This is a genomic window from Alkalibacillus sp. S2W (genome assembly GCF_046764385.1).
Taxonomy (GTDB): Bacteria; Bacillota; Bacilli; order Bacillales; family Alkalibacillaceae; genus Alkalibacillus; species Alkalibacillus almallahensis.
Genome location: NZ_CP177234.1, coordinates 729,575 through 754,845, shown reverse-complemented (window position 1 = coordinate 754,845; position 25,271 = coordinate 729,575). Strand labels below are relative to the sequence as shown.

25 protein-coding genes are annotated in these 25,271 nt (G+C 39.3%); 8 read left to right on the top strand and 17 right to left on the bottom strand.

What is annotated here, in order from left to right; translation table 11 throughout:
• Positions 1–89: 89 nt before the first annotated feature.
• The 6 genes from ACKXGF_RS04095 to ACKXGF_RS04070 form a co-directional block, all read right to left on the bottom strand.
• Positions 90–1,742 carry a hypothetical protein gene (locus ACKXGF_RS04095; protein ID WP_411954973.1) on the bottom strand — a complete coding sequence of 551 codons (1,653 nt, stop codon included), beginning with the start codon at positions 1,740–1,742 and terminating at the stop codon, positions 90–92.
• A gap of 315 nt (positions 1,743–2,057) precedes the next feature.
• Positions 2,058–2,531 (bottom strand): tRNA (uridine(34)/cytosine(34)/5-carboxymethylaminomethyluridine(34)-2'-O)-methyltransferase TrmL, encoded by a 474-nt coding sequence (gene trmL / locus ACKXGF_RS04090; protein ID WP_411954972.1) that lies wholly within the window; start codon positions 2,529–2,531, stop codon positions 2,058–2,060.
• 43 nt (positions 2,532–2,574) lie between these two features.
• Entirely contained in the window at positions 2,575–3,108 is a 534-nt protein-coding gene (locus ACKXGF_RS04085) for a methylated-DNA--[protein]-cysteine S-methyltransferase (protein ID WP_411954971.1), read from the bottom strand.
• On the bottom strand, positions 3,109–4,254 hold the full coding sequence (queG, locus tag ACKXGF_RS04080) for a tRNA epoxyqueuosine(34) reductase QueG (RefSeq protein WP_411954970.1): 1,146 nt from the start codon (positions 4,252–4,254) through the stop codon (positions 3,109–3,111). It lies immediately after the preceding gene.
• 24 nt (positions 4,255–4,278) lie between these two features.
• Complete coding sequence (locus tag ACKXGF_RS04075) at positions 4,279–5,976, bottom strand: ABC-ATPase domain-containing protein (RefSeq protein WP_411954969.1); 1,698 nt, start codon at positions 5,974–5,976, stop codon at positions 4,279–4,281.
• Between the two features lie 20 nt (positions 5,977–5,996).
• Positions 5,997–6,653 carry a TVP38/TMEM64 family protein gene (locus ACKXGF_RS04070; protein ID WP_411954968.1) on the bottom strand — a complete coding sequence of 219 codons (657 nt, stop codon included), beginning with the start codon at positions 6,651–6,653 and terminating at the stop codon, positions 5,997–5,999.
• 137 nt (positions 6,654–6,790) lie between these two features.
• On the opposite strand from ACKXGF_RS04070, the gene ACKXGF_RS04065 reads away from it, so the two are divergent.
• Positions 6,791–7,696 carry a DUF4349 domain-containing protein gene (locus ACKXGF_RS04065; protein WP_411954967.1) on the top strand — a complete coding sequence of 302 codons (906 nt, stop codon included), beginning with the start codon at positions 6,791–6,793 and terminating at the stop codon, positions 7,694–7,696.
• Here ACKXGF_RS04065 and ACKXGF_RS04060 read toward each other — a convergent pair whose 3' ends face one another.
• The 6 genes from ACKXGF_RS04060 to ACKXGF_RS04035 all read right to left on the bottom strand — a co-directional run bounded on the left by ACKXGF_RS04060 (position 7,697) and on the right by ACKXGF_RS04035 (position 12,443).
• Positions 7,697–8,182, bottom strand: coding sequence for a hypothetical protein (locus ACKXGF_RS04060; protein WP_411954966.1), 486 nt, complete (start codon positions 8,180–8,182; stop codon positions 7,697–7,699).
• Positions 8,183–8,189: 7 nt separating this feature from the next.
• Positions 8,190–9,194, bottom strand: coding sequence for a DUF3231 family protein (locus ACKXGF_RS04055; protein ID WP_411954965.1), 1,005 nt, complete (start codon positions 9,192–9,194; stop codon positions 8,190–8,192).
• Between the two features lie 79 nt (positions 9,195–9,273).
• Positions 9,274–10,503, bottom strand: a complete 1,230-nt coding sequence (locus ACKXGF_RS04050; RefSeq protein WP_411954964.1) for an MFS transporter — start codon at positions 10,501–10,503, stop codon at positions 9,274–9,276.
• A 234-nt stretch (positions 10,504–10,737) separates the two neighbouring features.
• Complete coding sequence (locus tag ACKXGF_RS04045; RefSeq protein ID WP_411954963.1) at positions 10,738–11,157, bottom strand: DUF4870 domain-containing protein; 420 nt, start codon at positions 11,155–11,157, stop codon at positions 10,738–10,740.
• A 16-nt stretch (positions 11,158–11,173) separates the two neighbouring features.
• Positions 11,174–11,941, bottom strand: coding sequence for an alpha/beta fold hydrolase (locus ACKXGF_RS04040; RefSeq protein ID WP_411954962.1), 768 nt, complete (start codon positions 11,939–11,941; stop codon positions 11,174–11,176).
• Between the two features lie 61 nt (positions 11,942–12,002).
• Positions 12,003–12,443: a MarR family winged helix-turn-helix transcriptional regulator gene (locus tag ACKXGF_RS04035; RefSeq protein WP_411954961.1), complete on the bottom strand. Its 441-nt coding sequence runs from the start codon at positions 12,441–12,443 to the stop codon at positions 12,003–12,005.
• Positions 12,444–12,552: 109 nt separating this feature from the next.
• Between ACKXGF_RS04035 and ACKXGF_RS04030 the strand changes: the two genes are divergently transcribed.
• Both ACKXGF_RS04030 and ACKXGF_RS04025 read left to right on the top strand, forming a co-directional pair.
• Positions 12,553–13,485 (top strand): ATP-binding cassette domain-containing protein, encoded by a 933-nt coding sequence (locus ACKXGF_RS04030; RefSeq protein ID WP_411954959.1) that lies wholly within the window; start codon positions 12,553–12,555, stop codon positions 13,483–13,485.
• 12 nt (positions 13,486–13,497) lie between these two features.
• Complete coding sequence (locus tag ACKXGF_RS04025) at positions 13,498–14,322, top strand: ABC transporter permease (RefSeq protein WP_411954958.1); 825 nt, start codon at positions 13,498–13,500, stop codon at positions 14,320–14,322.
• A 73-nt stretch (positions 14,323–14,395) separates the two neighbouring features.
• Here ACKXGF_RS04025 and ACKXGF_RS04020 read toward each other — a convergent pair whose 3' ends face one another.
• Complete coding sequence (locus tag ACKXGF_RS04020) at positions 14,396–15,232, bottom strand: alpha/beta fold hydrolase (protein ID WP_411954957.1); 837 nt, start codon at positions 15,230–15,232, stop codon at positions 14,396–14,398.
• 94 nt (positions 15,233–15,326) lie between these two features.
• Here ACKXGF_RS04020 and ACKXGF_RS04015 point away from each other — a divergent pair, with 94 nt between their 5' ends.
• Positions 15,327–15,887, top strand: a complete 561-nt coding sequence (locus ACKXGF_RS04015; protein ID WP_411954956.1) for a Maf family protein — start codon at positions 15,327–15,329, stop codon at positions 15,885–15,887.
• Positions 15,888–16,357: 470 nt separating this feature from the next.
• The gene (locus tag ACKXGF_RS04010) at positions 16,358–18,370 is read left to right on the top strand and encodes a heavy metal translocating P-type ATPase (RefSeq protein WP_411954955.1); all 2,013 of its coding nucleotides are present in this window, start codon (positions 16,358–16,360) and stop codon (positions 18,368–18,370) included.
• 81 nt (positions 18,371–18,451) lie between these two features.
• Here the strand turns inward: ACKXGF_RS04010 and ACKXGF_RS04005 are convergent, their stop codons facing one another.
• A complete protein-coding gene (locus ACKXGF_RS04005; protein ID WP_411954954.1) occupies positions 18,452–19,639 on the bottom strand; it encodes a DUF4317 family protein in 1,188 nt (395 codons plus the stop codon).
• Between the two features lie 160 nt (positions 19,640–19,799).
• On the opposite strand from ACKXGF_RS04005, the gene ACKXGF_RS04000 reads away from it, so the two are divergent.
• The gene (locus tag ACKXGF_RS04000) at positions 19,800–20,960 is read left to right on the top strand and encodes an alpha/beta hydrolase (RefSeq protein ID WP_411954953.1); all 1,161 of its coding nucleotides are present in this window, start codon (positions 19,800–19,802) and stop codon (positions 20,958–20,960) included.
• Between the two features lie 244 nt (positions 20,961–21,204).
• A complete protein-coding gene (locus tag ACKXGF_RS03995; protein WP_411954952.1) occupies positions 21,205–21,420 on the top strand; it encodes a helix-turn-helix transcriptional regulator in 216 nt (71 codons plus the stop codon).
• A 140-nt stretch (positions 21,421–21,560) separates the two neighbouring features.
• Here the strand turns inward: ACKXGF_RS03995 and ACKXGF_RS03990 are convergent, their stop codons facing one another.
• Positions 21,561–22,631 (bottom strand): IS30 family transposase, encoded by a 1,071-nt coding sequence (locus tag ACKXGF_RS03990; protein ID WP_411953264.1) that lies wholly within the window; start codon positions 22,629–22,631, stop codon positions 21,561–21,563.
• A 250-nt stretch (positions 22,632–22,881) separates the two neighbouring features.
• Here ACKXGF_RS03990 and ACKXGF_RS03985 point away from each other — a divergent pair, with 250 nt between their 5' ends.
• Complete coding sequence (locus ACKXGF_RS03985) at positions 22,882–23,031, top strand: hypothetical protein (RefSeq protein ID WP_411954951.1); 150 nt, start codon at positions 22,882–22,884, stop codon at positions 23,029–23,031.
• A gap of 162 nt (positions 23,032–23,193) precedes the next feature.
• Here ACKXGF_RS03985 and ACKXGF_RS03980 read toward each other — a convergent pair whose 3' ends face one another.
• Both ACKXGF_RS03980 and ACKXGF_RS03975 read right to left on the bottom strand, forming a co-directional pair.
• Positions 23,194–24,192: an LLM class flavin-dependent oxidoreductase gene (locus ACKXGF_RS03980; protein WP_411954950.1), complete on the bottom strand. Its 999-nt coding sequence runs from the start codon at positions 24,190–24,192 to the stop codon at positions 23,194–23,196.
• A gap of 119 nt (positions 24,193–24,311) precedes the next feature.
• Positions 24,312–25,073, bottom strand: a complete 762-nt coding sequence (locus ACKXGF_RS03975; RefSeq protein ID WP_411954949.1) for an SDR family NAD(P)-dependent oxidoreductase — start codon at positions 25,071–25,073, stop codon at positions 24,312–24,314.
• Positions 25,074–25,271 lie beyond the last annotated feature (198 nt).

Genomic DNA, 25,271 nt, shown 5'->3' with positions numbered 1-25,271 from the left:
AGTATATATGAAAATTGTTGAATAGAAAAGGTTAGCGCATGAAAAATTACAATGAAGTGATTAGTTTCGACATGTTCTAATGTATTAATCTACCTATGAATAATATAACGCTCATTCACCAACTTTATCAATTCTGAAAAATATGGTGAATATCGTCCATCTTCAATTGCCTCTAAATATTTTGCTAATGCCATTCTTAACTGATCTTCATCATTTAAAATGTGTAGCACATTTTGCATTAGTTTTTGTTGAAATAGTTTTTGATATTCTGAATCTAAATTAGTGAAAAGATTTTGTTCTTGTATTACGTTGCATTGATTTTCAAAACTAGCGATCACATCATTAGATAAACCGAACCATTGCTTTAATAGTTCAGGTGACTGGCTAGCTTTTTCGACTATGTCATTTAGTTCCTGTTGATAATCATTGATGATTTCAGTTTCAAATCGATGAATTAATTCAGTTTTGAAATCATTAAGGACACAAGTAATTAAATGATCATACCAGGCTTTAGAGGCTTCAGATATGGTTAAATCATCTTCAATTTGAAGACGAAGTTCCTTTAACAGCTCTTGTACAGTAATTTTACCATCCACGGAGATACATCGATCCAGCACACGGTAAATGAGACGCGTATCAAGACCATCTAGACCGTCATCTTTTTGAAAAGAAAGAGCCTCTCCTGACTTCAATTTAGCTATTTCTTGATAAATATGTCGATTCTCACTGTACTGAAATCGAGATAAAATAACAGTTAACGCGACACATTCAATGGCTTTCGGAGCAAATTGATCTTGATCTCCATGATGTATGTAATGCTTATAGTGCGTGATTTCTTGTTGTAGGTTTAAGTTATATGGAACAAATAATACGCTCATCCGTTTTAAAAGGCTGTGATTCCTCTCGTCCTCAGCGAATGTTCGCCAATCAGATAAAGTGGAATGCCCGATCATGACCAAGTCACTAAATATCATCGCTTGTCGGGATACTTTATAAATTGATTGCTCAGCTAAAGTTAGGAAAGGATAAAGCAAATCATGACGACACTTCAATACTTCATGCAATTCTAATAACCCTTGATTAGCTGCTTGAATTTCTCCATCATAACGGTAAGCGCGGGGATCAGATGATGTACCATATTGTGTGACCTTCGCATAGTCGATATCACCCAATAAATCTGATAAGTCTTGCGTATACCAATCACCCGGCATAAAGGCTCCAATCCCTAATCGTTCTTGCTCTGAAAGTTCAAACCGTTCTACAGGCATTTGACGCCAATCGCTTTGATAATCCCGTTCAAGTCGTTGTTGATTATAGGGTGAAAGCGTCCCACGTATAGTTAACCCGATTTCTTCTTTTATGCTCGTTCGTTCATTCTTAGGCAATGCCCACAAAGGATTTTCTTGCATGGGGCAACCTTTCAAACGATAAATTGCTCCCTCATCTGTTTTCGAAAATTCAATAAGAACTTGTTTTAATGTTTGGACAAAGGTCGACTTCCCACTTCCTGGAGGACCAACGAATAACCATAGTCGTTTCTGTGTATCATAACCTTTAGCGGCTGGTAATAAAAATCGTTGTTCAAATTCTTCAAGAATATGTTCCATCCCAATTAAGTGAGAAAACATTCCTCTTTCCTGTCCCCACATGAACGCACGGTAAAGACGCTCATGTGCTATTAAAGGCTTTATTTTTTTATTTTTAATTAAATCAACATATTGAGCTAATGTTAATTCTGACACAGAATCCCCTCCACCCGTTTTTGCTATAATTTATTCGAGTGGTTAAGGATATTATACGATTGACGGAACAAGAACTTTTTTTGAACAAATGATTTATTCATTCACAACATTTAAGTTTTAAGTTATAATGATTGTACAAACGTGAATTTCATAAAGGAGGACTCTCCATGGATGCACCTATTATTATGACCATTTGTGTGACGTTCTTAGTGTCTATGTTTGCTGCTGGATATGATGCAACACCAGGTGAACCACGCAAATAAAACGTCTAAACTAATATCAAAAAGCACGCATTGGAATTCCAATGCGTGCTTTTTAATGGACATGCGGAAAACCTTGTTGACGTAAGGCTTCATAAACGATAATTGCCGCTGTATTTGATAAATTAAGCGATCGTACATGCTCTGTCATATGGACACGCAAGCATCGATCTTCTTTACCTTCAAGTAACGCATGCGGAATCCCGTCTGTCTCACGACCAAATACAAAAAAGATGTCTTCGTCTTGATTACTATAATCAAAGTCTGAATAATATTTCTCTCCAAAATTCTCGATGTAATAATAAGAGCCTTCTGGATACGATTGATACAGTTCTTCCAAAGATTCATAATATCGAATATCGACATCATGCCAATAATCTAATCCTGCACGCCTTAGCATCTTATCATCCGTCGAAAAACCTAAAGGACGTATTAAATGAAGCGATCCTTTTGTTGCTAGTACAGTTCGAGCAATATTACCAGTATTAGCAGGAATTTCTGGTTGATATAAAACAACATGTATACCCACTGTTTTTCCACCTCAGCTATTAAAATGATTCAAACATGGCTTATTATAGCATATTATGAAGCGATGTTGAGTCTGAATCCATTTCGATTGATAATAATGTTTTCTTTTTATCTAAACCTCCACCATATCCTACAAGTGAACCGTCTTTGCCGATGACACGATGACAAGGAACAACGACCGTAAATGGATTACGATTGACTGCACCACCTACTGCTCGTACAGCTTTAGGACGGCCGATTGCTTGGGCAATATCAAGATAGGACCATGTTTCGCCATAAGGGATTGTTAATAAAGCTTGCCAGACTTCTTGTTGAAACGTTGTACCGTGAAAAGCAAAATTCAAATCAAAGTCCGTTAAATCCCCATGGAAATATTGATCCAATTGATCTGTAACATCGCTTAGCATCTCGGCATTAGATACAAATGTTTCATTTCCGAAATGTTGGTTTAACCAACGGTCGAAGCGATCTCTTAAGTCATGTTCTGTACCGTATTTCACCCAATATAACGCATCTTCAGTTCCGCCAATAAATAATGGACCAACAGGTGATTGATATTCTGTCACATAAATGGTCATCTATTCCCCCACCTTTTCAGTCAATAGCTCCAAGCCTTTATTCATTTCATAGCGTGCACCCTCATCTGTTTCATGTTCTAAGGCGTTTAATAGAAGAGTCTGACTATCCTCACGACCAATTTCCCCGATTGCCCAGCCAGCTGTTCCACGGATCATTGGTCGAGGGTCTTGATGCATGACATGATTCAATGTATCGACTGCTGATGTTTCCTTATAATTAGCTAGAGCGATGATGGCATTACGTTGAATAGGTTTCTTGCCACGCCATGAACCAGCCATCTCACCGAATGTGTCTTTAAATTCACGATTAGACATGGTAAGTAATGGCTCTAACTTCGGCTTAACTCGTTCAGGATCTGGTTCAAATTCAGGATGAACGTGAAAATCGACACCTTTATTTTTCGGACAAACGACTTGGCAAGTATCACATCCATATAGGCGATTACCAATTTTCGAACGGAATTCATCACCTAAGTAATCTTTCGTGAGGGTTTGATAAGCAATACATTGACTGGCATTTAATTGTCCACCTTGAACTAAAGCACCAGTCGGACAAGTGTCGACACATATATTACAGTCGCCACATCCCTCTTCTATTGGTTCATCTGGTTCAAACGGAATGTTTGTAATCATTTCCCCTAAATAAACATAAGATCCATACTCTACTGTAATTAGCGTCGAGTTCTTACCGGTAAAACCAATGCCAGCTCGCTCAGCAACCGCTCGGTCATGTAACTCACCTGTATCAACCATCGAAGTATACGTCACATCGTCAACTCGGGCTTCTAAGAATTCACCAATTAACTTTAACTTCTCGCGTAATACATCATGATAATCACGCCCCCATGAAGCTCGTGCAAACTGGCCTCGACGTGCTCCCTTTTGATTCTTAGGTGCATCATGCAGCTTGGACGGGTATGCAAGTGCAATCGCAATAATTGATTTGGCTTTGGGTTGTAATAATGTCGGGGTTGTGCGTTCTTCAACAGAACCTTTTTCAAAACCAGAGTGATATTGCAACGTTTGTTGTGTGATCAATCGTTGTTTTAATGTGTCAAAGGTCTCAGCTGATGCAAAACCGATCTTCTGAACATTAATTTCATTACAATAGTCCTTTAATTCTTGTTTAAGCTGGTTAATATCCAACACAACCCCTCCTTTCTATTTAACTTAACGCGTTTGTAAGTGGCGAATACGATTAAGTGCTGCTGCTATTTCAAAGCGACGTGGACGAGCTAGATCTCCAGGGTGTTCATATCGGCGTTTACCTTGAGTGAAGCTTAGCCCTTCTTCATCCATTGCTTGCTCTAAAGCATCTAACCATGTTGCCACTGTTTTCGGTGTGTCATTTTCGTATTTAACCGCCATATATTTTAACATATTTGCGATCATTCTTGTTTGGGAATCATCGACTAATTGTTCTACAAGCGCTAAATCAACAACTTGTTTTCCTAACATAATGGTTGTTTTTTCTTTAGCTTGGACCTTACCTTTTGGACCAATTGGCTTGGCTAGCGATTGAGTTTTTACGGTACGATGAGACCATTCGCCGAACACATCGGCTTGTCCATAAGCTTTAGGATCCCCCCTGGCAATTTGGCGTGCACGTTCAGTAACATTAATCGGGTGGTAGTGATCCATCATAATCACATCATCAGCCACGTCAAAATAATCACCAGAACCCCCCATGACAAGGACAGTTGACACATTACGCTCATCTCGTAATTGTTTTACTTTATGAACAAATGGGGTGATTGGCTCTTGATCAGGTGCGACAAGCTGTTGCATCCGTTCATCACGTATCATGAAGTTCGTCGCGCTTGTGTCTTCATCAATTAATAATGTTGAAGCGCCTGCTTCTAATGCTTCCATCACATTAGTCGCTTGCGAAGTACTTCCACTTGCATTTTCGGTTGAAAATGCTTGCGTGTCTGTTCCGTTTGGTAAATTATTTATAAATGGCGCAATCGAGACATTAGAAACACTGCGACCATCTTCAGCACGGATTTTTACAGCATCACGGTTAGTTAATACGTACTCTCGACCGTCTCCTGCAATATGATCATAGACGCCAAGCTCAAGCGCTTCGAGCAGTGTACTTTTACCATGATAGCCACCACCCACTATTAAGGTAATACCTTCTTTAATCGCCATACCTGAGATTGGCTCATGACGGTGTGGAATCGAAAATGATACTTCATTTTCTTTCGGGCTTTCAAATGGAACCGCTTGTTTTAACGGTTTAGAACTAATCCCGCTCGCTCTTGGTAAAACAGAGCCATTTGCGACGAAAGCAATCCAACCTTCTTCATTCATCTTGTCACGAATAGCTTCATGTTGGTCAGCTAATTCTAGTGAATGGTCAAGACGATTATGATCTAACGATAATACGGAATCAGACATAATTTTAGGCAAGGCTTGGAAGAAGAGTTTTTCTGCTTCTTTGCCATTAATTTTGCGGCCATTTGCTGGTAAGCCAACCGATAAACAGACCGTAATACCTTGTTCAGTTACAGATACAGCCGTTCGTTCTAATATCTCTTGGTCTGGAGCATCAATTGCGATCATGCCACTCTTACCGCTTCCGTTGATCGTTATTTTATTATTTAAGACAGCTTGGTTAACGATGCGTGCCAAATAATCTTCCACATACACACGACGACGTTTGGAATCAAGCCATTTTTGAGGAACAGACTGTCTTTGATTACTTATAAACAAACGAATTTTAGACGGCGTTGCAAACGGGTCACCTTGGGCATAATCTAAATATAATGTGTAGTCGTCAAATGGGTAACTTCCTTGAACATCTTTGTAACCTTTATAGCTTTTTTGGTCGATTTTTTGAAGTAATGATTTTAGTTGATTCATCTTCATATCCTCCTAGTCCATTAATTCGTTTTCATTCGTTCGATCATTTGTAAGAGTTGTTGGTTCCAGATAACTGGAATAAGGAGCATGATAACCAATAAAGTTCCAGCAATAATCAATTTTGTTGAGCTTCCTTCTGCAATGCTTGCACCGACGAAACTGTGAACGATTGTACCAGGAATAATGCCAATAACAGTCGCTCTAACAAAGTCTTTAAGTGACACTCGAGCCAATCCTGCTGTATAACTAATGAAATCAAAGTTGATCACTGGTACTAAGCGTAACATTAAAATATACAGAAACCCTTTGCTTTCGAACTTCTGACGATATTGTTCGATTTTATCTTTTTCCTTAAATTGGACAGCCTTGTGGCCAAATTTCCTCGTCACTAAAAAGGCCACTACTGCACTTAATGTAGCGCCAGTTAAAGCTAGAAACCCACCGAATAACACGCCAAACGCTAAACCACCAACCATTGAAAAAATCGACGCTGGAAATAAAACTAATGGACGAATGCTATAAATAACAAGATAAGCAACGGGTGCTAACCATCCAGCTTGATAAATCATCTGTCGAATTTCAGTTGGGGTGATGTCAATAACAACATAATTAAGCCACAACAAAGCTAAAATAGCGGTTAATACAATGGTTACTTTCCAGATCGATACACGTTCCACAAGCATTCACCCTTACAAATCGTTATGAATCATTTATTCCCGATAATTCTTTTCTTCAATCATACATATACTTTTGTAACATCTTCGGAATTAAGACGTCTAATGTAGCACTTACAAAAACAGGGGGTCTTCTGTTCATGCGTCAATATATTGTTATATTAATTATGGTATGCGCTATTATATTAAGTGCATGTTCTAATGATGATTCAAAATCCAATCAAAAATTGAGCAACAATGATGCAGCTGATGTACAACAAGAAGCTGGTTCACAAGAGCAAACAGAAATGACTGAACAAAGTGAAACCCAATCATCTGAATCAGAACCATCAACTGATGAAGCACAGGACTCAAACTCCGATCGCATGGTCATTTACACGGGACGGCTTTCAATTGAAGTTCCCAACTATGACGAAGCTCATAACCAACTCACGAACAAAATAGAGAACCTAAATGGTTATATCGTCGAATCATCGACTCGTAACCAAGATGAAGAGCATCGCTCAGGCCATATACGAGCGAGAGTACCTCAAGAGTCCTTTCAAGATTTTATGAATCAATTAGACAGTGAAAACATTCATATCGTGGAGAAATCGACACAAGGCGAAGATGTTACGGAGCAATATGTTGATTTAGAATCTCGGTTAAAGTCAAAAGAAACAGTCGAACAACGCTTATTAGACTTTTTAGAAGAATCCAATGACACCGAAAGTCTATTAGAGATCTCAAACGACTTAGCAAATGTACAGGAAGAAATTGAACAATTAAAAGGCCAAATGGAATACTTAGAAAACCACAGCGCCTATGCTACTGTTACCATTCAAATTGAAGAGAAGAAGGTTAACATCCCTAACATTGAAAACGAAAAATCTCTGAACACTTTTGAACGAACACAACAAGTCTTTATGAGTACGATCAATACGCTTATTCAATTAGGATCTTATCTTGTCGTATTTATTGCAGGTACATCTCCCATTTTAATTCCTTTATTAATTGTTGGAGGCTTTATTTGGTTCAAACGACGTAAAAAGAAACAGTCGGGTTAATTATAACTCGACTGTTTCTTCGTCTAGTGGTAGCTTTTGTCTTAATTGTTTCATAAGCCAAACTCCTACTATAAACCCTATGATATGAAAAAGAATGCCGCACCAGATCGGTCCTAACGCAATACTCGCAATTTGGAAAATGGGCGATATAATCACCCCTACTGTACCAACAAATGCTGCTAGAGCGAAGGGAATATAAGCATAGGGTTTATCGCCTCCACCAGCCGATTTATAAGCATCCCACATCGCGAACATGTATAAACAAGGATAAAACATAATCCATTGATAATCAGTCATTTCAATCGCTGCCTCAATCTCACCATGAAAACTCGGAATAATAATATGATTAAAGTTCGCTTGCACATTAATGATGATTTCTAAGAGCACGAAAAAAATCCCTTTAATATAATGATGGTTGAGTAATTGAGCAAATCCAGGTAGAGCAATACTCCATACAATTGCCTCGACGCGTTTATTTTTATTCATAAAGCCTTTACTCGTTCATTAATTGCCTACGGTCTGCTGCTTGAGGAGGTTGCTCTAACCAGCCATGATCTATCATCAGCTCTGTTCCGTCCTCAGTAAATTGTGCAATTTCAGCCATTAACCGTGTATAATGAACGCCTAAATCATGTCGCGGACTATTGGCCATACTCAACCCGTAATAACCCAAACCTAAACTATTTAAAACTATTGTTTGATAAAGCATCAACTTATCTGAAAAAACAAAAGATGTCTGATCAGTCACCTCAGTATCCCATGTAATCGGAATAGGCAAATCATTTTCTTTCAAAATAGACGAGAAAATTTCGATATGTTTATTGGCTATATCTTTCCCTCGTTGAAAGTAACGTTGCAATGTTTTGGAGTTTGTCGTTTGGGCAAATCCCATCATCGTGGCTACCCCTAGTGCATTACGTTGTATGTTCGAAAATAAAAAGGTGATTTCGCGTCCTGTCACAGGTCGTCGCTCACCAAACCAACCCGTCAGGAAGCTTTTCTTTTTCACAAAATCTGGTTTAGGTGGGATCGGTAAAGATGGTGGTAACGAGACATAACCTTTAGCAACACCTAAGTTAGTCGCTTCATCACTTAACTGTTGTGCATCTTGCAAACGCTCTAAAAAAAATTGACGCATATCTGAACGTGTAGAAAAAGCAATTGCCGCACCATAAGCCTCCATACTAATGTGTCCGAGCTGCCTTAAAAACTCTAACATATAATGATCCGTAAATAAGCGCTCAGCTTTGACATCTACATCTTCATTTTCATTAAAACCAACGGGAATCGGATATCCGATTTCATGAAACTTTTCCTCGATCAACGCCATGTGTTGTAGTGTTTTTTCAATTTTAGTTTGAATAACAGCTGCAATATCCTCGTCCTCAACATGTTTCTCAAAGTGTCTTAATTTACATAAGATTAAAGAATCACTTAGACAGTCCTCCCACAATTGTGATAGTTCAGGAGCTGTTAATTTGGCATGACTAATTGACATTTATAAACCTCCATCCGTCATGATTCATCACGGATAGCTTTTCCGATTATGTCAATCCCATGCATAAGATCACTTGTGTTTATTCAGTTTGTAATGTTTCATCCATTGTGAACTGGGCTAAGATTCCTGCTATAAAGGGCATCAAAGCAACAAGGCCAATCGCCCATGACACATCAAGCATATCGGCAAATAAGCCCGCTAATAACGCTCCGAAAGCATACCCAGTGTCTCGCCAAAAACGATAGACACCCATTGATGATGCTCGCCAACTTGGTGCGGCAACATCACTGATCGCAGCTTGTAACGTCGGGTAAACCATCGCTGTCCCTAACCCAAGTAAACCAGCTGCTATAAACCACAAGGCAAATCCATCAACTAAAAGAATCATCCATAGAGACAAGGCTTGTAAATACATACCTAAAGCAATTAAACGTTTACGTCCCCATTTATCACTAAGAGCACCTGTGAATAACTGAAAGATCCCCCATGCTGCTGGGTAAACCGCTACGATAATGCCGATCTCACTGACACTAAGACCTACCGTTGCAAAATATAACGGGAATAAGCCCCAGGCCATGCCATCTTTTAAATTTGTTGTTAAACCAGAGAAACTGAAGTTAGATAAATTTTTATCGCGCCAAGTTGATAGAGCAAAAATTTCCCCTGCTGACTTGCGCTTCTCTTGACCATTATTAGAAGCCGCCTTCATTTGCTCCTGGATAAATGGCTCGGTATCTTTAACAAATATAGATAAAATAAGTCCAATTAACACGATCACGATTCCCAAGAAAAACGGTTCCGGACGTAGTGAAACATTTTGTGCAATATAACCTGAAAGTGCTGCGAAAACAGCCACGCCTGAGTAACCGGCAAATTCATTTAACCCGACGGCTGTGCCCCTTTGAGTCGATTTGGCGACATCAATTTTCATATTGACTAACATCGACCAAGCGAGCCCTTGATTAATGCCTAATAAAATATTGGCAACGACAATCACCCACCACGCGTGAGCGACAATAATTAAAATGGGTACAAACAAGCCAACGATCCAACCTACAATTAGTGCACGCTTCCGTCCAAACCGATCAGCAATAGCTCCGGCAAAGTAGTTAATAATCGCCTTCGAAAAGCCAAAGCTTACAATAAAGGATAATGCTGCACTCGTTGAAGCCAATCCAAATTGCTCTTCACCAATAATCGGTAAGACCGTTCGTTCAACCCCGACCATGGCACCGACAAAGAAATTCATCACAACAAAAATGCTGAAAAGCAAAACATTCTCTTTAATCCCGATCTTGATATTCCCCATACTATTCCTCCTTAAGGTTCCCACAGTAAAATAACCGATTGGCATATCACCAAATCGGCTAGTTTAAATAATTCGTAATAATCGTACCAACCACAAATATGATTCCTCCCAGGAATGCAAGTTTTTGTGCTGGTCATAAGGCTTGCCAAAATGTTTTAAACACTCTAAACCTCTCCTCTACCTCAGTTAGTGTATCAAACGTTTGGTTATTTGTTTTGTGAAATGCTTATGGATTTACTTGATAAAACGAATGATTAGAGGAAAACGAAAATATTTCTTAGCAATAGCAGCGATCATCGCAATAACAAAGACAACCCACCATGCTATAATAATGATAAAAATAATTCCTACAAGCCCCATCGCAAACAATGGAATTGATAGATGGGCTAAATCGGGTAACCAATTTAAGTTCATGGAACCGATCCACCCAAGTAATAAAAACAACCCAAAACTAAGGAGCAGATATATCTGGTAAGAAATTTGTGCATTAATATTCTCGCGCATATGGTGATCAAAAAAAGGCGATTGATACGGCGCTACATACCAATACACAACTGTTACGACAATATTAAATAAGGTTAATGGAAAAACAATAGGTAAAACATAACCGATTAGCACCATCCACCGATCCTTAGCTGTAACGACTTCTTTCACGTGTTATCCCCCATTTCTAATGCGACTTAATAAACTGATCTATGATCTGATTAACTTTATTGATTTGATTGCCTGGCAGTTGGTGCCTGCCATGTTGAACCATGCGAATCGAACAGTTCGGCATTTTCGAAGCAATCGATGCACCATGACGACTGAGCAGTTTATCATGTTCACCATAAATTAACACAGTTGGTTGATCTAACTGAAACAATCGTTGTTGACATTGGTAGGTCAAATAAGCACGGTAAAAATAATAGGCATCTCGTGAATTTGTTCGAAAAGCAGATGATATCAACGGAACAGCGATCAATGGATTTTTCGTATTACTAAATGTGCCAAAGAAAGCAATTGAATTAGACCATCCCCGCTTAGCGAGAGCCATACCACCTTTAACAAGTGTTGATAAGATCAAAGTGTTAACACAATCGACAGCACCAATTTGGATTAATCCTTTAACTAAATCAGGTCTTGTGAGCGCTAGTTCAAACGCAATGCTACACCCTGCTGAATAAGCCACCAACCAAACTCGCTTCTGCACTTTGGTTTCAATCAATTCGATAAGATCATGACATATATCAGTAAAATCCCATGGTTCGCTACTTGACTGACTTCTACCGTGCCCGCGCAAATCCATTCCAACGACTTGATATTGATTCGATAAGCTATCTATTTGCCCTTTAAAGACAGGACTCGGAAACACTGGACAATGAATAAAAACGATCGTTTCACCCTTCCCTTGGCTCCGATAATACAATTTTTGATTTCGATACTTGATATATGGCATTCCACCACTCCTCTAATGACTATATCCATTATTGTCACTCTAGAAGAAGGGTTCATGCACACTAATCGAGTGTTGATAAGATCTTACTGATCGATTGAAAGGCTTCTTTTAATTGTCGTTGGTCATCTTGTGACAGTGTGGATAGCCGTTCTTCAACAACTGCCTCTAAGCGACGTTTTTGTACCGATAGAAACGTTTCGCCTTTGTCTGTTAAGTACACATACGTTACACGACGATCAAGCTCTGATTTCTCCTTTTGAATCAAATCATGACTTATTAATTTTTGGATTAGCGGCGTTAAGTTTGATTTATTAATGGATAAACTGCGAGCAATCTCAGACATTTGAACCTGTCCAAATTGTTCAACTGTATGCAAGATATGGAAATGCGATGGATGTAAATCCTCTGTTTCTAAAAGATGATAAGGGCCGAAGATTTTTTTCGGTATATAGGGCAATGCCGTTAATACTTGATCTACAAGGTCGTTTGTTGACCCACTCATGTAGTTAACCTCCTTAAACTTTTCATAACAATTTGACATTCTCATCATTTAAGCTGATAATAATTGATAGTTATTATAACATAACTATCTGTGACAAAGGGGGATAACGATGAATTCAGTCATTCAAGTAAATGATCTCGTTAAAACATATAAAAATGTTAACGCCGTTAAAGGCATTAATTTCGACGTTAAAGAAGGAGAAATTTTTGGCTTTCTAGGCCCTAATGGTGCTGGTAAAAGTACAACGATTAATATGATTTGTACCATGCTACCACCAACATCAGGCTCTGTCATCATTAACGGCTATGATGTCCATAAACAAAAAGACGAAGTTCGCGGTAGTATCGGGATTATCTTTCAAGAAAATACGCTCGATGAGAAATTAACCGCGAACGAAAATTTAAAACTTCATTGTCGATTTTACAATGTTCCAAAGGAAAAACGCCACTCCCGGATTCAAGAAGTCTTACAAATTGTTGATTTAGTGGAGGTTCAAAACCAACGAGTCGAAGAATTTTCTGGTGGAATGAAACGACGCTTAGAAATCGCACGTGGTTTATTACACTATCCGAAAGTCTTATTTCTAGACGAACCAACTGTTGGACTAGATCCTAATACGAGAGCTCATTTATGGAAATACATTCTGAAATTAAAAGAACAAGAAGGCATCACGATGTTCTTAACGACACATTATTTAGATGAAGCTGAAGTTAGTGATCGCATTGCCATTATGGACCAAGGCGAGATTATCGCGATGGATTCACCAACAGTATTAAAAGATGAATTAGGTGGCGACTTAATTGAGCTTTCGACTGAAGATAATGATCAAGCAATCGAAGAAATCCAAGAAAAAGTAACCGGCGCTGATGTAACGGTTAGCGGTGACACCATCCACCTTAAAGTCGAAAGTAGTGATGCATTTATTTCAGACTTTATTAAAACGCTTGATATTCCCATTACTAAATTAAATATTCGCAAACCCACATTAAATGACGTCTTTTTAGCTTTTACAGGACGCAATATTCAAACAGGCGAAGAATAGGAGTGACACAATATGGAAGGTATTATGGCCATATGGCAACGTGATTTAATCAAATTTTTCCGTGATAGAGCTCGATTATTCGGGTCGTTTACAATGCCGATCTTATTTTTACTCATCTTCGGTGGCGGCCTGAGTGGCACAATGGAAACGATGATGACTCAGAATATTGATGTCGATGAAAGTTTTAATTATGTCCAATTTGTTTTTCCAGGAATCGTATCAATGACATTACTGATGACATCCGTCTTTTCCGCAATGTCAGTTATTGAAGATAAAGACTTCGGTTATATGAAGGAAATTTTAGTATCACCGATTTCGCGTGTTAGTATCGCAGTCGGCAAAATGGCTGGTGCTGCAACCGTTTCGACTATTCAAGGTATTATGTTATTTGCACTCATTCCGCTTCTCGGCCTGAGTTATGATTTTATGTCAATAATCCAGGTCATTCCGTTTATGTTCTTACTTGGCGCTGCTTTATCAGGAATCGGGCTGTTATTTGCCAGTGTGATTAATTCTACACAAGGCTTTCAATTAATCGTGAATATCGTTGTCCTACCGATGGTGTTCTTATCCGGTGCGCTATTCCCGATTAGCGGTATGCCAGGTTGGCTCGATGTTGTCGTCAAACTTAACCCAGTTACATATGGCGTCGACGTCATGAAAAAGATTATGATCGATATCGACCAATTATCAATGACCGTGCGCGAAACAATGGGGTTGAACCTCACTTTGTTTGGACGTCAGGTCACTGTATTTGAAGAAATCTTATTTATTTTAGCTTTTACTGTGATTGTCGTCGCTATCGCTACATTGAGCTTTAAACGGGCAAATGCTTGATAGGCGCTGATTTATTAAATTAACTTCATACCAACAATCAACAAAATTCCACATAATTTAAGCCGGAGTCACGTCACTTAGAAGACGTCGCTCCGGCTTGTTGATTTTCAATAAATTGATTCATCGCCTTAATAACATCATTCGGTCGTTCATCAGCTACTAAATGACCCGCTTCATCAAACACTTCTAATTGGGCATTCGGCAAATCATCCGCTAATCGCTCACCAATTTTTAGTGGCACAATCTCATCTTCACGTCCCCAAATCAACAATGAGGGGACTGTTATTTGTTGTAGCTCTTCTGTAGACAAATCGCCTTCTCGCTGCCTTAGTAACCGTGTTAAAGATTTATGAAAATTAATATCGAGAAGCGGCTTCGTATAAGTATCCATCATTTCATCGGTAATTAATTCATGCCGATACAATACTTTTTCCAAAACGTTTCGTACATCTTTTCGTTTAAAATATCGATAAACAAATCGATAAAAGAATGGCATATAGGAACTATAACGCAACCATGTTTTGGCCCGTTTTAAATAGCCTGAGCTACACAGCAACATCAATGTGTTAACTCGATCTGGTGAGGCCTTGGCAACACTTAATGCCACTTGACCTCCCATTGAATGACCCACTAAATGAGCACGGTTAATATCAAAATGATCCATCACCGCAACAATCAACTGACGATACTGCTTAAATGAATACTCAAATGTTTCCGACTTTTCGCTTTGACCAAAGCCAGGCAGATCAAGCGCCAAAATGGAATAATGTTTTGATAACTCGGGCGTGATGGCGCTAAATGAATAAGTTGAAGATAAAAAACCATGAATCAAGATCATCACAGGCTTATTATGCCATTCATATTCACAATACACATCAACGTCTAACACTCTAATCGTTTCTTGTTTCATTCGATCGCTTCCTCTGCGTCATGTTTCTATATCTATGATATGTTATAGTTTCACCATACTGCAAACTCTACACCCAAAAAAGGAGCATCAAATCATGGGCGATTTAATTTTAGGGTCATCATCCCCAAGGCGACAAGCGATATTACAACAAGTTGAGCAGCCATTTACAATTCGGAAACCCGATGTTGATGAATCTGTGATTAAGACACCTAATCCCGTTGAAAAAGTTGAGCAACTGGCCAACATCAAAGGACGCCACATTCCAATTGAAAACGATCAGGAAATCATTTTATCAGCTGATACAGTCGTTGGCTTTGATGATCAAATCTTTGAAAAGCCGAACACTCGTGATGATGCCTATCAAATGATGAAGCAATTAAGTGGACAATCACACGCTGTTTTCACAGGAGTCATGCTCCGCTCTGCTAATCAAGAGGATCTATTCGTTGAACGAACAGAAGTCGAATTCTGGCCCTTATCTGAAGAAGAAATCTTATGGTATATCGACACAGACGAACCCTATGATAAGGCTGGAGCTTACGGCATTCAAAGTATTGGCGCCCGTTTTGTGAAGCGGATTCACGGGGACTACTATAACGTGATGGGATTACCAATTTCTCAGGTTATTCGCCGATTAAAGGCTTTTAATATTTAGGCTCTATTAAAGTCCGTTGTTGATATTGTGATCCGCTGCCGGTGGACGCTTTCCGCAGGCACGGCTCGAGCCTCCTCGGCAACTAAAGGAACTTCGGCTAAGTGCCGGACGTCAATCACAAACGCCGAAGTGACCCACATCTTGTGGGCCTCTGGGGGTCTCGAGACTCGTGCTGTTCCTGTGAAGGCCAGGACGGCCTAATGTCGACGTTGGTCACAGGACGTGACCGAACTTAGTCGACCAGGAGTCACCACCTTCGCTCCTCACAATTCAACAACTCAGTGCTACACCATTTGAAAAACAACACTAAACTTTAAAAGAGCCAATATTTAAAACAACCTGATCCACCATTAAACACATAAAATAACATCTCTCCTCCTCTATGATCACCTCTCATCATAGGGTCTTATGTTTAAGCAAATAACTAGTAGTGAATGTGAATATTAACGCATTCTAAAAGGAGGGATTCTATGGAACACAATCATAGCGAGCATCACGGAGAACACAACCACGATAACCATGAAAATCATCACAACCATCACGAACAGATGGTACAAGATTTTAAACAACGTCTTTGGATTTCTATTATTATCACGATTCCTATCTTAATACTTTCACCTATGATCCAGTCATTTATTGGTGTGAATTGGGAGATCCCTTTTAGTTCATATATTATTTTTGTTTTAGCAACAGCCATCTTCTTCTACGGGGATTGGCCATTTTTAACCGGCTCCGTCGATGAACTTAAACAGAAGAATCCAGGCATGATGACGCTCATCGCCTTAGCGATCACGGTCGCCTATGTCTATAGCTCTCTAACTGTCTTCGGCCTTGAAGGTGGCCAGTTTTTCTGGGAGTTAGCAACGCTCATTGACATAATGTTACTAGGCCACTGGATCGAAATGCGTTCAGTAATGGGCGCTTCTAATGCCTTAGAAGAACTCGTTAAATTAATGCCTAATAAAGCCACTAAAGTTCATGACAACGGTGAAACTGAGGAAGTTGAGATTGATTCACTACAAGCTGGCGACCATGTTCTAGTCAGACCTGGTGAAAAAATTCCGGTTGACGGCACAATTGTTAAAGGACAATCAAGTATCGATGAATCCATGCTTACGGGTGAGTCTGTTCCAATTGAAAAGCATGAAAACGATGAAGTAATCGGTGGTTCCATTGCTCAAGAAGGTTCCTTAACGATTTCTGTTGAAAAAACTGGACAGGACTCTTATTTATCACAAGTCATCAATCTCGTCCAAGAAGCTCAACAATCTCGGTCAAAAGCACAAGATTTCACCGATCGTGCGGCTAAATGGTTATTCTATATTGCTGTTCTATCAGGTGTAATCACTTTGGTCATCTGGTTAAGTTTTGGTTACCCTTTCGATCATTCATTAGAACGAATGGTGACGGTTATGGTTATTACATGTCCGCACGCCCTCGGTCTAGCTTCACCATTAGTCGTCGCTGTATCGACATCGTTATCAGCTAAACAAGGACTGTTGATCCGCAATCGCATAAACTTCGAAAACGCACGTGGTGTTGATACCGTTGTCTTTGATAAAACAGGCACTCTAACAAAAGGCGAATTCGGGGTAACAGATATTTTACCACAAGAAAATTATAGCGAAGACCAATTAATTCAATTAGCCGCAAGTCTTGAACAACAATCAGAGCATCCACTTGCACGAGGCATTGTTGACTATGCTCAATCAAAAGATCTATCACTCGAAGACGCGCAAGATTTCCAAGCCAAAACTGGTGAAGGAATCGAAGGAACAGTTAACGGACAACAAGTTAAAATCGTCAGTCCAAAATATTTAGAAGAACATGACATAGATTATGATGATGACAGATTACAACAACTATCTGATCAAGGTAAGACGGTCGTTTCTGTTATAGCAGACGATACCTTAATTGGCATGATTGCCCTTGCTGATATCATCAAAGATGAAGCAAAAGAAGCCGTTCAACAGCTACATGACAACGGCATCGAAGTTGTCATGTTAACAGGTGATCACGAACGAGTTGCTCACTGGGTAGCGAACCAAATCGGGATCGATAAAGTTTATGCTGAAGTATTACCAGATGATAAAGCAGAATATATTAAAACAATTCAACAAAAATCCAAACGCGTCGCTATGACAGGTGATGGCATTAACGATGCACCAGCTTTAGCCACAGCTGATGTAGGGATCGCGATTGGCGCTGGTACAGATGTTGCGATGGAATCAGCGGATATTGTCTTAGTCCAAAGCAATCCAAATGATGTCGTTTCACTATTTAATTTATCACGTAAAACGTATCGCAAAATGGTCCAAAACTTATGGTGGGCTGCAGGCTATAACATTGTAGCTATCCCGCTCGCAGCAGGTATCTTAGCTCCGATTGGTATCCTACTAAGTCCAGCAGTTGGTGCCGTCTTAATGAGCTTAAGTACCGTCATCGTAGCGATTAATGCGAAGTTATTAAGCATAGATAAATAAATAAAACCACGTAACCAGTTCTAAATTGGTTACGTGGTTTTCCCTTTTTCTTAAGCCAATTGATCATGACTCACTTAAATCTTATTGCTCATCCTCGGCCTTCTGCATCAATGCCTCAGGAATCATTTCGAAGCCTTCAACAACGGTATTCTCCTCAACTTCAATCATTAAATTGAGTTTGCCACCGACAATCGTTTGGCGCACATATTTAAGGTCTTCTGGCTTCAAGGCAATATCCGCCACTTTTGTTTTAATTTTAATCGATTTTGAATTTGATTTCGGTACAACACTACTTGCCTTCAGTTCATACGACTCGTCATCGATAATCGACTTAAATGCTTCCTGTACTTTTTCAGGATTAGCTTCTTTCACCCCACTGTTTTCAAAGACTTGACCTATATCTTTGTAATCCAAAGTCGGGGCTTCCTCTTCCTCGTGTTCTTCAACGACGCGATTCACTTCTTCATATACGTTCGATAGAGTCCGAGTATTAATTTGTTCACCAGCGACACGCTTGAGAACCTCTTCAAAGACAGCTTTGTCCTCTTCAGCTGTCACTGCTTCTTCCGCATTTAACACGTCATCGATAAAATGTTCATTTAATGCGTTCGCTTTACCAGTAGAGTAAAGCACATGATTAACATCACTCGCATTATCTGTTATGGCCGGAAATAAGAAGCCTGAAATCGGTGCTTGTAAATTAATAACCGGATCGACCACGATATTATATTTAAACTCTTTCTCAACGTAATCAAAAAGCAATTCTTTTTTCGGATCTTGTGTTTTGTTAACGCTACATAAAATGAACGGATGAGCGTACATCTTATCGTGGCTGCTCTCTTTCGCCTCCTCACTCACTTGTTTAGACGGATCACGGAATTCTGCTTTGATAAATGTCACCACAATATCTACGTCATAAGGGTCTCCACTTAACATCTTCTCAACAAGCTTCAACATATCAGCCTTCCAAGCATCTGTTTCCTGTGCTAATAGACCTTGGTGAAGAATGAGCTGACTACTATTTTCGACGTCTCGTTTAAATTTCAACTCAAATAATTTCTCGTCGAGTTGACCTGTTAATACTTTTTTGAAGTTTTGATAGAACAATTCTTGCTGTTCGGCTTCAAGCATCTCAAACGGCATGCTTTGGTGATGATAGATTTCGTTTGTTTCTTTCATAATATACACATTAAAAATTTCATGAATCGTTAAGCGATCATTATCAGCTTTGAATTGTTTGCGTACGTTTGCGACATCTTTTTTGTTCAATGCGTTCACTCCTATGCTATGATGACTGCATGATATATTTTATCATAACGCTTTTTTTATTTTGAAAGAACATTTACCTATAATTTGAATTTCACGATCGTATAAAGTAATTATTTCTATTAACTTGTAGATCATATTTTGATTGAAATGCGGTGATATTTTGACACGGTTTCGTACCCATACAGTTAAAAACATTATTTTCTATATTTTATTAACCAGCCTATTTCTAGCATTTTTATTTCTTTTTATCACCTTAGATCATCACTGGTTCAGCTATATAATTTTAGCTTTATCTATTGCTGTTATTGCTTGGGTTTATAAACGTTTTTCAACCAGTAAAAATGTCCTGATTTGGATTGCTTCAATTTTGGTCCTAACCCTGACTCTAGTTTATGGCAGACCTGATTTATCTGTTTCCTTTCAAGGACACTTTATTAATGAAACTACAAAATTCAACTATTTCATAGAACAAAGACTGACGAATGAAAGACGAACATTTAATTCTCTACCCTATAATTTTCAAAGTTGGGATCCACCTAAGACTTACGAAAATGAACAAATCCAACTGTCACAATCAAAAGGATACCTATTATCGCATAACGAGAGCTCATCAGATCATGTTGTCTATCAATTGCATGGTGGCGCTTATATTAACCCTTTTTCAAATCGATACAATGAGACAGCCGTTCGTTATTCCAATGTTTACAACGATGCTGATGTATTCTCACTCGATTATCGTACAGCACCTGAACACGAGCACCCTGCTGCTTTAAATGATGCCATGGAAGGCTATAGATGGTTAATCAATCAAGGTTATGATGTTGATGATATTGTCGTAGTAGGCGATTCAGCTGGTGGCGGGCTTGCCTTAGCGATGGGCTTAAAACTGCGTAATCAAGATCAAGCGTTACCAAGCATGTTCATATTGGCTTCACCATGGACTGATTTAGCAGCAAATGGGGATTCATATGAAACCAAGATTCAAGATGATGCGCTATTCGGATCGCCTAACCCAGAAACCGCGCCGGAATTCCCAGTTCCGGTCATTTATGCAGGGGATCACGATTTAACTGATCCATATTTATCCCCTGCTTACGGAGATTACGATCAATTTCCTCCTATTTTGATTCAAACAGGTCGTGAAGAGTTATTGTTAAGCGATAGCCAGACCATCTATGACAAAGCAAAAGCTGCAGGAACAACAGTACAATTCATTGAATACGAAGGTTTATTTCATAATTTTTATATTAGTCACCCTGAAATTCCAGAAAGCCAAGAAGCTTGGAAAGAAATCGAGTTATTTATTGAGAAATATCAATAACCATTGACCTTTTTATAGATATTTACCGTATATTTCAAACACTTATTCAAATTAATACCAATCATTATTGATTTTGTATTGACAAATAACTATGTAAAAATTATATTACATATGTAAAGTTTTTTTTACTTACTTTAAAAATTTTTAGTGTTCATCAATAATTTCAACATGTGGAGAGTGTTGCATTTAGTTTGAAATTAAACAAAATAAATTAACATCAAATAATGAATGAAAGGAGTATTATTTGAAAAACAAATCGGAAATTCTTGTTAATAATATAGTTGTATTAAGAGCCGAAAATAAATGGACACAAAAATATGTTGCTGAACAACTAGGAGTTACAAGGCAAACAGTTCACTCACTGGAAGCAAATAAATATAGTCCCTCTTTAATATTAGCTTTCAAAATATCAAAGTTGTTTGGTAAAGAAATAAATGAAATATTCACCTATTATGAATAAGGAGGAATAAGGTTAAATGACTATTCCTAAATTTCAAGTACAAGTTAGCCACTGGGCCAGCCCCTGCTATGGGGAGATTGTGAATAGATGAAGAGAGTTGACGCTCTCCCCCCTAGGGGGGAGCGAAATGTCACAACTATCTAAGCTATTGCCTTGACCTCTGTCATGAGTGCTTCCTGTGGCGTGCGATAATTGAGCTGTTTCCGCGGATAGGTATTCATCCACGTTTGTACGCGTAAGGTTTGTTGCTGACTCACTTGACTGATGGGGTGACTTTTCGGTATAAACCGTCGAATCAATTTGTGCTGATTTTCGCTGGTGCCGCGTTCATAAGATGCATAGGGATGACTAAAATAGACTTGGGTCGTTTCTTTTAAATCCGTTTCTAACGTGCTGAACTCCGACCCGTTATCTGACGTGATGGTTTTAAACATGGCGCGCATGTCTGTGCCGGTTCGCTCGGCCAGTGACTGAACGGCTTTTGAAATCGATGATGCATCCTTTCGGTCGACTTTAATAACGCATTCAAACCGTGTTTTACGCTCGGCCAAGGTGAGTAATACCTCATCATCTTCACCTTTAACGCCCAGTACCGTATCAATTTCCCAGTGTCCGAACTCTGCTCTGTCTTCAATATGTTTCGGCCGCTCTTCAATGGAAGTACCTAACTTGCGCTTATTTTCTTTACCGTGCCGCCCGGTCTTTCTAGGTGCGCGACTGACTTTCTCAAGCAGGTCAATATTCTTCGTCCGCATAATGCCGATGTTGATCCAATGATAGAGTGTGGTAGTGCACGGTAGTAAGGCTTGGGCATACGGAAAATGGACTTTCAAATAACCGACGACAGCGTCTGGAGACCATCCGTCCTGAAGCATCTTGGTATCCGCCCATTCTATGAATGTAGGGATACCAACCCATTTCGGTATACGCCCGCAGTTTAACCGATTTTCTTCGTACTGACGTTGGCCGACATCTGGGAAATAAACGGGATGCGTATAGCGGTATGTTTTGCCATTTTGTTTCTGTTCTCTTGCTTGCGTCACCGAACCCCGTTTAATCTCATTATTGATTGTTTGCGGCGCACAGCCTAATACTTTGGCGATTTGACGGTGAGAATAGCCTTCCTGCTTTAACACTTGGATTTTTGACCGTTCATCCGCGCTTAAGTGTTTGCCCTTAGTGCGGGGCATGTTATCATTAAATGGCGTCATGTGATTTCATTCCTTTATTGAGTGTTGTGGTTAACTTCAATATAACATGAAATTCACATGGCGTTTTTTATGACTTAAGTGGCTAAGTTCATTATAAAATCCACCTTAAATGACTATTTTGAATTTAGTATTATATTTAATAATATCAATAAGTTTTATCTATTACATATTCTTTGTTGCTAGCCAGGGAAAAGATGAAAGAGGGCAAGAAATACTGACTAGCGCTTCACAAGTAGCACTCTTTATTACGATGGTCGGATTCATTTTTCAAGCGTTTTTCTTCACTTTGGTTGATCCAACGATCGATCAAGTAGAAATTTTAATTGCTACCTGGATGGCTTCTGTCTTTTTAGGTAATGTCATAACAATTATTGTAAAACTTAATAAACAAAAAGCTTAATTGAAAATCCATCAATGTCATATCACCCCTTTCTGTTATTAGTAGGGGTGTTTTTATAGTCTTAGTTATGAATTTAAATGTCTTCGAAATAAAACATTAACCTTTTTATAGATCATTGAATTAATTTTATCTTAGCATTGGCTAAAACTGTGAGAGTCAAGTTTAAAACCATACATCTGCTAGCAACTCGAGCGCTTGTTTACGGTTGTTTTCACCATAGAATTGAGGGATCACAAGCAATTCATCAGCATTATCTTTTTGAGCTAGCGTGTTTAGTCCTTCTTTAACTTGTTCAGGCGTTCCAATCACAACGCGATCACGGTTCTCTTGAATGCGTTCTACCTCTTTTTGCGTGAACCCGCGTTCTACGACAGTTTCGACTGATGGCATATAAGGTGGCTGGTCCTCAGTTTCAACTGCTAACACCCATAAATCAAAGGTTTGAGCTAATGTCTCAGCCTCTTCCTCAGTATTGGCAATAACCACAAACACGGCTGCCATGACGTACGGGTGTTTTTGTACCGAGGACGCTTTAAAACGTTGTCGGTAATCATCGGTTATATCACGACCGTTTGCTTTTGAAGACGGTGCAAAATGAGCAAAGGCATAGCTTGCCCCAAGATCTGCCGCGACTCGAGAACTACGGCCGCCACGACCGAGTAACCATATTTCGGGCATGGTATCGACTTGTGGTGTTGCTATTAATTCCGAAAATCGGTGGTCTTCTTGCAAGTCATCAGTTAAATATTTATAAAGATCTTTCACTTGTTGATCAAAAGATACCCGGTGGCCTCGCTCCTCATTTAGAGCACGATTAACCATTGGAAATCCTGGCGAACGGCCAATCCCTAAATCAATCCGATTCGGATGAAATGCTTCTAGCATGCGGAAGTTCTCAGCAACTTTATAAGGGCTATAATGGGGTAACATGATGCCACCTGAGCCAAGTCGAATTCGATCAGTTTTCGCTGCTAACTGCATCATTAACATCTCTGGTGTGCTTCCTGCGACAGAGAAAACATGGTGATGTTCCGCGACCCAATAGCGTTTAAAGCCTAATGTATCAGCTAACTGGGCGAGCTCTTCTGTATGTAATAAGGCTTCACGAACATTTGAGCCTTCAAAAATCGGTGAATAATCTAATATACTAATAGGAATCATGCTGTCACTCCCTTTAATGATTAGCCTACCTCTAGCATAAACCAGCATGAATTATTTTGACCATAAAAAAGCTTCTCATAGGATGAGATTCCCATGAGAAGCTTATAAAAATGCTCTAATTAATCAGCTTGCATACCACCGTCTACATTGTAAAGTGAACCTGTCACAAAGGCTGCCTCATCTGATGCTAAGAATTTAACAACAGCTGAGACATCTTTTGGCGTACCAAAACGACCGACTGGAATGGCTTGTTTAATCGCCTCTGCCGCAGCATTTGGATCTTCTGGACTCAAGTTTTCTTGGATGCCTGTCAGCATATTCGTGTCGATTGCTGCTGGGGCCACCGCATTGATACGTATACCATGGCTTGCCTCTTCTAAGGCAGCTGTCTTCGTCATACCAGCAACAGCATGTTTCGACGCAATATATCCGACCATATTCGCAGAACCAATATAAGCCGCATTCGATGCTGCGTTAATAATTGCACCATAGCCTTGTTTCTCCATTTGTTGAATGACATGTTTCATTCCTAGAAAGACACCTGTTGTGTTGATGCCCATAATCTGTTCGAACGTATCCTTTTCGAGCTCTTTAATTGGCGTTGCAGGTCCAGCAACAGCAGCATTATTAAAGAACACGTCAACTGATCCATAAGTTTCAACAGTTTCATCGACATACTGCTTCACTTCAGCTTCATTGGTAACATCCGCTTCAATCGTTAAAATTTTATCCGGCTGATTTAGCTTGTCCTTCGCATTTTTCAAGGCATCAGCACTAATATCGACTAGTGCAACATTAGCTCCATCATCTAAAAAAGCCTTGGCTGTTTCCATACCAATGCCACCAGCTCCGCCTGTAATTAAAACTGTTTTCCCTTGCATAAGACACCTCTCCTTTTTGCTTTTAAAAGTTAGCTTAGCATTCTTGTAATCAGTTAAAATTCTACTTTAACAAAAACGCTTGTATATTGTCGACAATTTTGAATTTTAAAATATCGCTAGATCGTCCTAGATTATTAAACAAAGCGCTCAAATTGTTAAACAATCTGAGCGCTTTGTGAGATAAAGTTATCGATTTGT

What these genes read in the sequence shown, in the direction of transcription:
- ACKXGF_RS04020 (WP_411954957.1), bottom strand. Translation starts at nt 15,232, where the DNA reads ATGAAACAAGAAACGATTAGAGTGTTAGACGTTGATGTGTATTGTGAA.
- ACKXGF_RS04085 (WP_411954971.1), bottom strand. Translation starts at nt 3,108, where the DNA reads ATGACCATTTATGTGACAGAATATCAATCACCTGTTGGTCCATTATTT.
- ACKXGF_RS03980 (WP_411954950.1), bottom strand. Translation starts at nt 24,192, where the DNA reads ATGATTCCTATTAGTATATTAGATTATTCACCGATTTTTGAAGGCTCA.
- ACKXGF_RS04015 (WP_411954956.1), top strand. Translation starts at nt 15,327, where the DNA reads ATGGGCGATTTAATTTTAGGGTCATCATCCCCAAGGCGACAAGCGATA.
- ACKXGF_RS03975 (WP_411954949.1), bottom strand. Translation starts at nt 25,073, where the DNA reads ATGCAAGGGAAAACAGTTTTAATTACAGGCGGAGCTGGTGGCATTGGT.
- ACKXGF_RS04035 (WP_411954961.1), bottom strand. Translation starts at nt 12,443, where the DNA reads ATGAGTGGGTCAACAAACGACCTTGTAGATCAAGTATTAACGGCATTG.
- ACKXGF_RS04010 (WP_411954955.1), top strand. Translation starts at nt 16,358, where the DNA reads ATGGAACACAATCATAGCGAGCATCACGGAGAACACAACCACGATAAC.
- ACKXGF_RS03985 (WP_411954951.1), top strand. Translation starts at nt 22,882, where the DNA reads ATGGTCGGATTCATTTTTCAAGCGTTTTTCTTCACTTTGGTTGATCCA.
- ACKXGF_RS04065 (WP_411954967.1), top strand. Translation starts at nt 6,791, where the DNA reads ATGCGTCAATATATTGTTATATTAATTATGGTATGCGCTATTATATTA.
- ACKXGF_RS04055 (WP_411954965.1), bottom strand. Translation starts at nt 9,194, where the DNA reads ATGTCAATTAGTCATGCCAAATTAACAGCTCCTGAACTATCACAATTG.
- ACKXGF_RS04040 (WP_411954962.1), bottom strand. Translation starts at nt 11,941, where the DNA reads ATGCCATATATCAAGTATCGAAATCAAAAATTGTATTATCGGAGCCAA.
- ACKXGF_RS04075 (WP_411954969.1), bottom strand. Translation starts at nt 5,976, where the DNA reads ATGAATCAACTAAAATCATTACTTCAAAAAATCGACCAAAAAAGCTAT.
- ACKXGF_RS04025 (WP_411954958.1), top strand. Translation starts at nt 13,498, where the DNA reads ATGGAAGGTATTATGGCCATATGGCAACGTGATTTAATCAAATTTTTC.
- ACKXGF_RS04050 (WP_411954964.1), bottom strand. Translation starts at nt 10,503, where the DNA reads ATGGGGAATATCAAGATCGGGATTAAAGAGAATGTTTTGCTTTTCAGC.
- ACKXGF_RS03990 (WP_411953264.1), bottom strand. Translation starts at nt 22,631, where the DNA reads ATGACGCCATTTAATGATAACATGCCCCGCACTAAGGGCAAACACTTA.
- ACKXGF_RS04030 (WP_411954959.1), top strand. Translation starts at nt 12,553, where the DNA reads ATGAATTCAGTCATTCAAGTAAATGATCTCGTTAAAACATATAAAAAT.
- ACKXGF_RS04060 (WP_411954966.1), bottom strand. Translation starts at nt 8,182, where the DNA reads ATGAATAAAAATAAACGCGTCGAGGCAATTGTATGGAGTATTGCTCTA.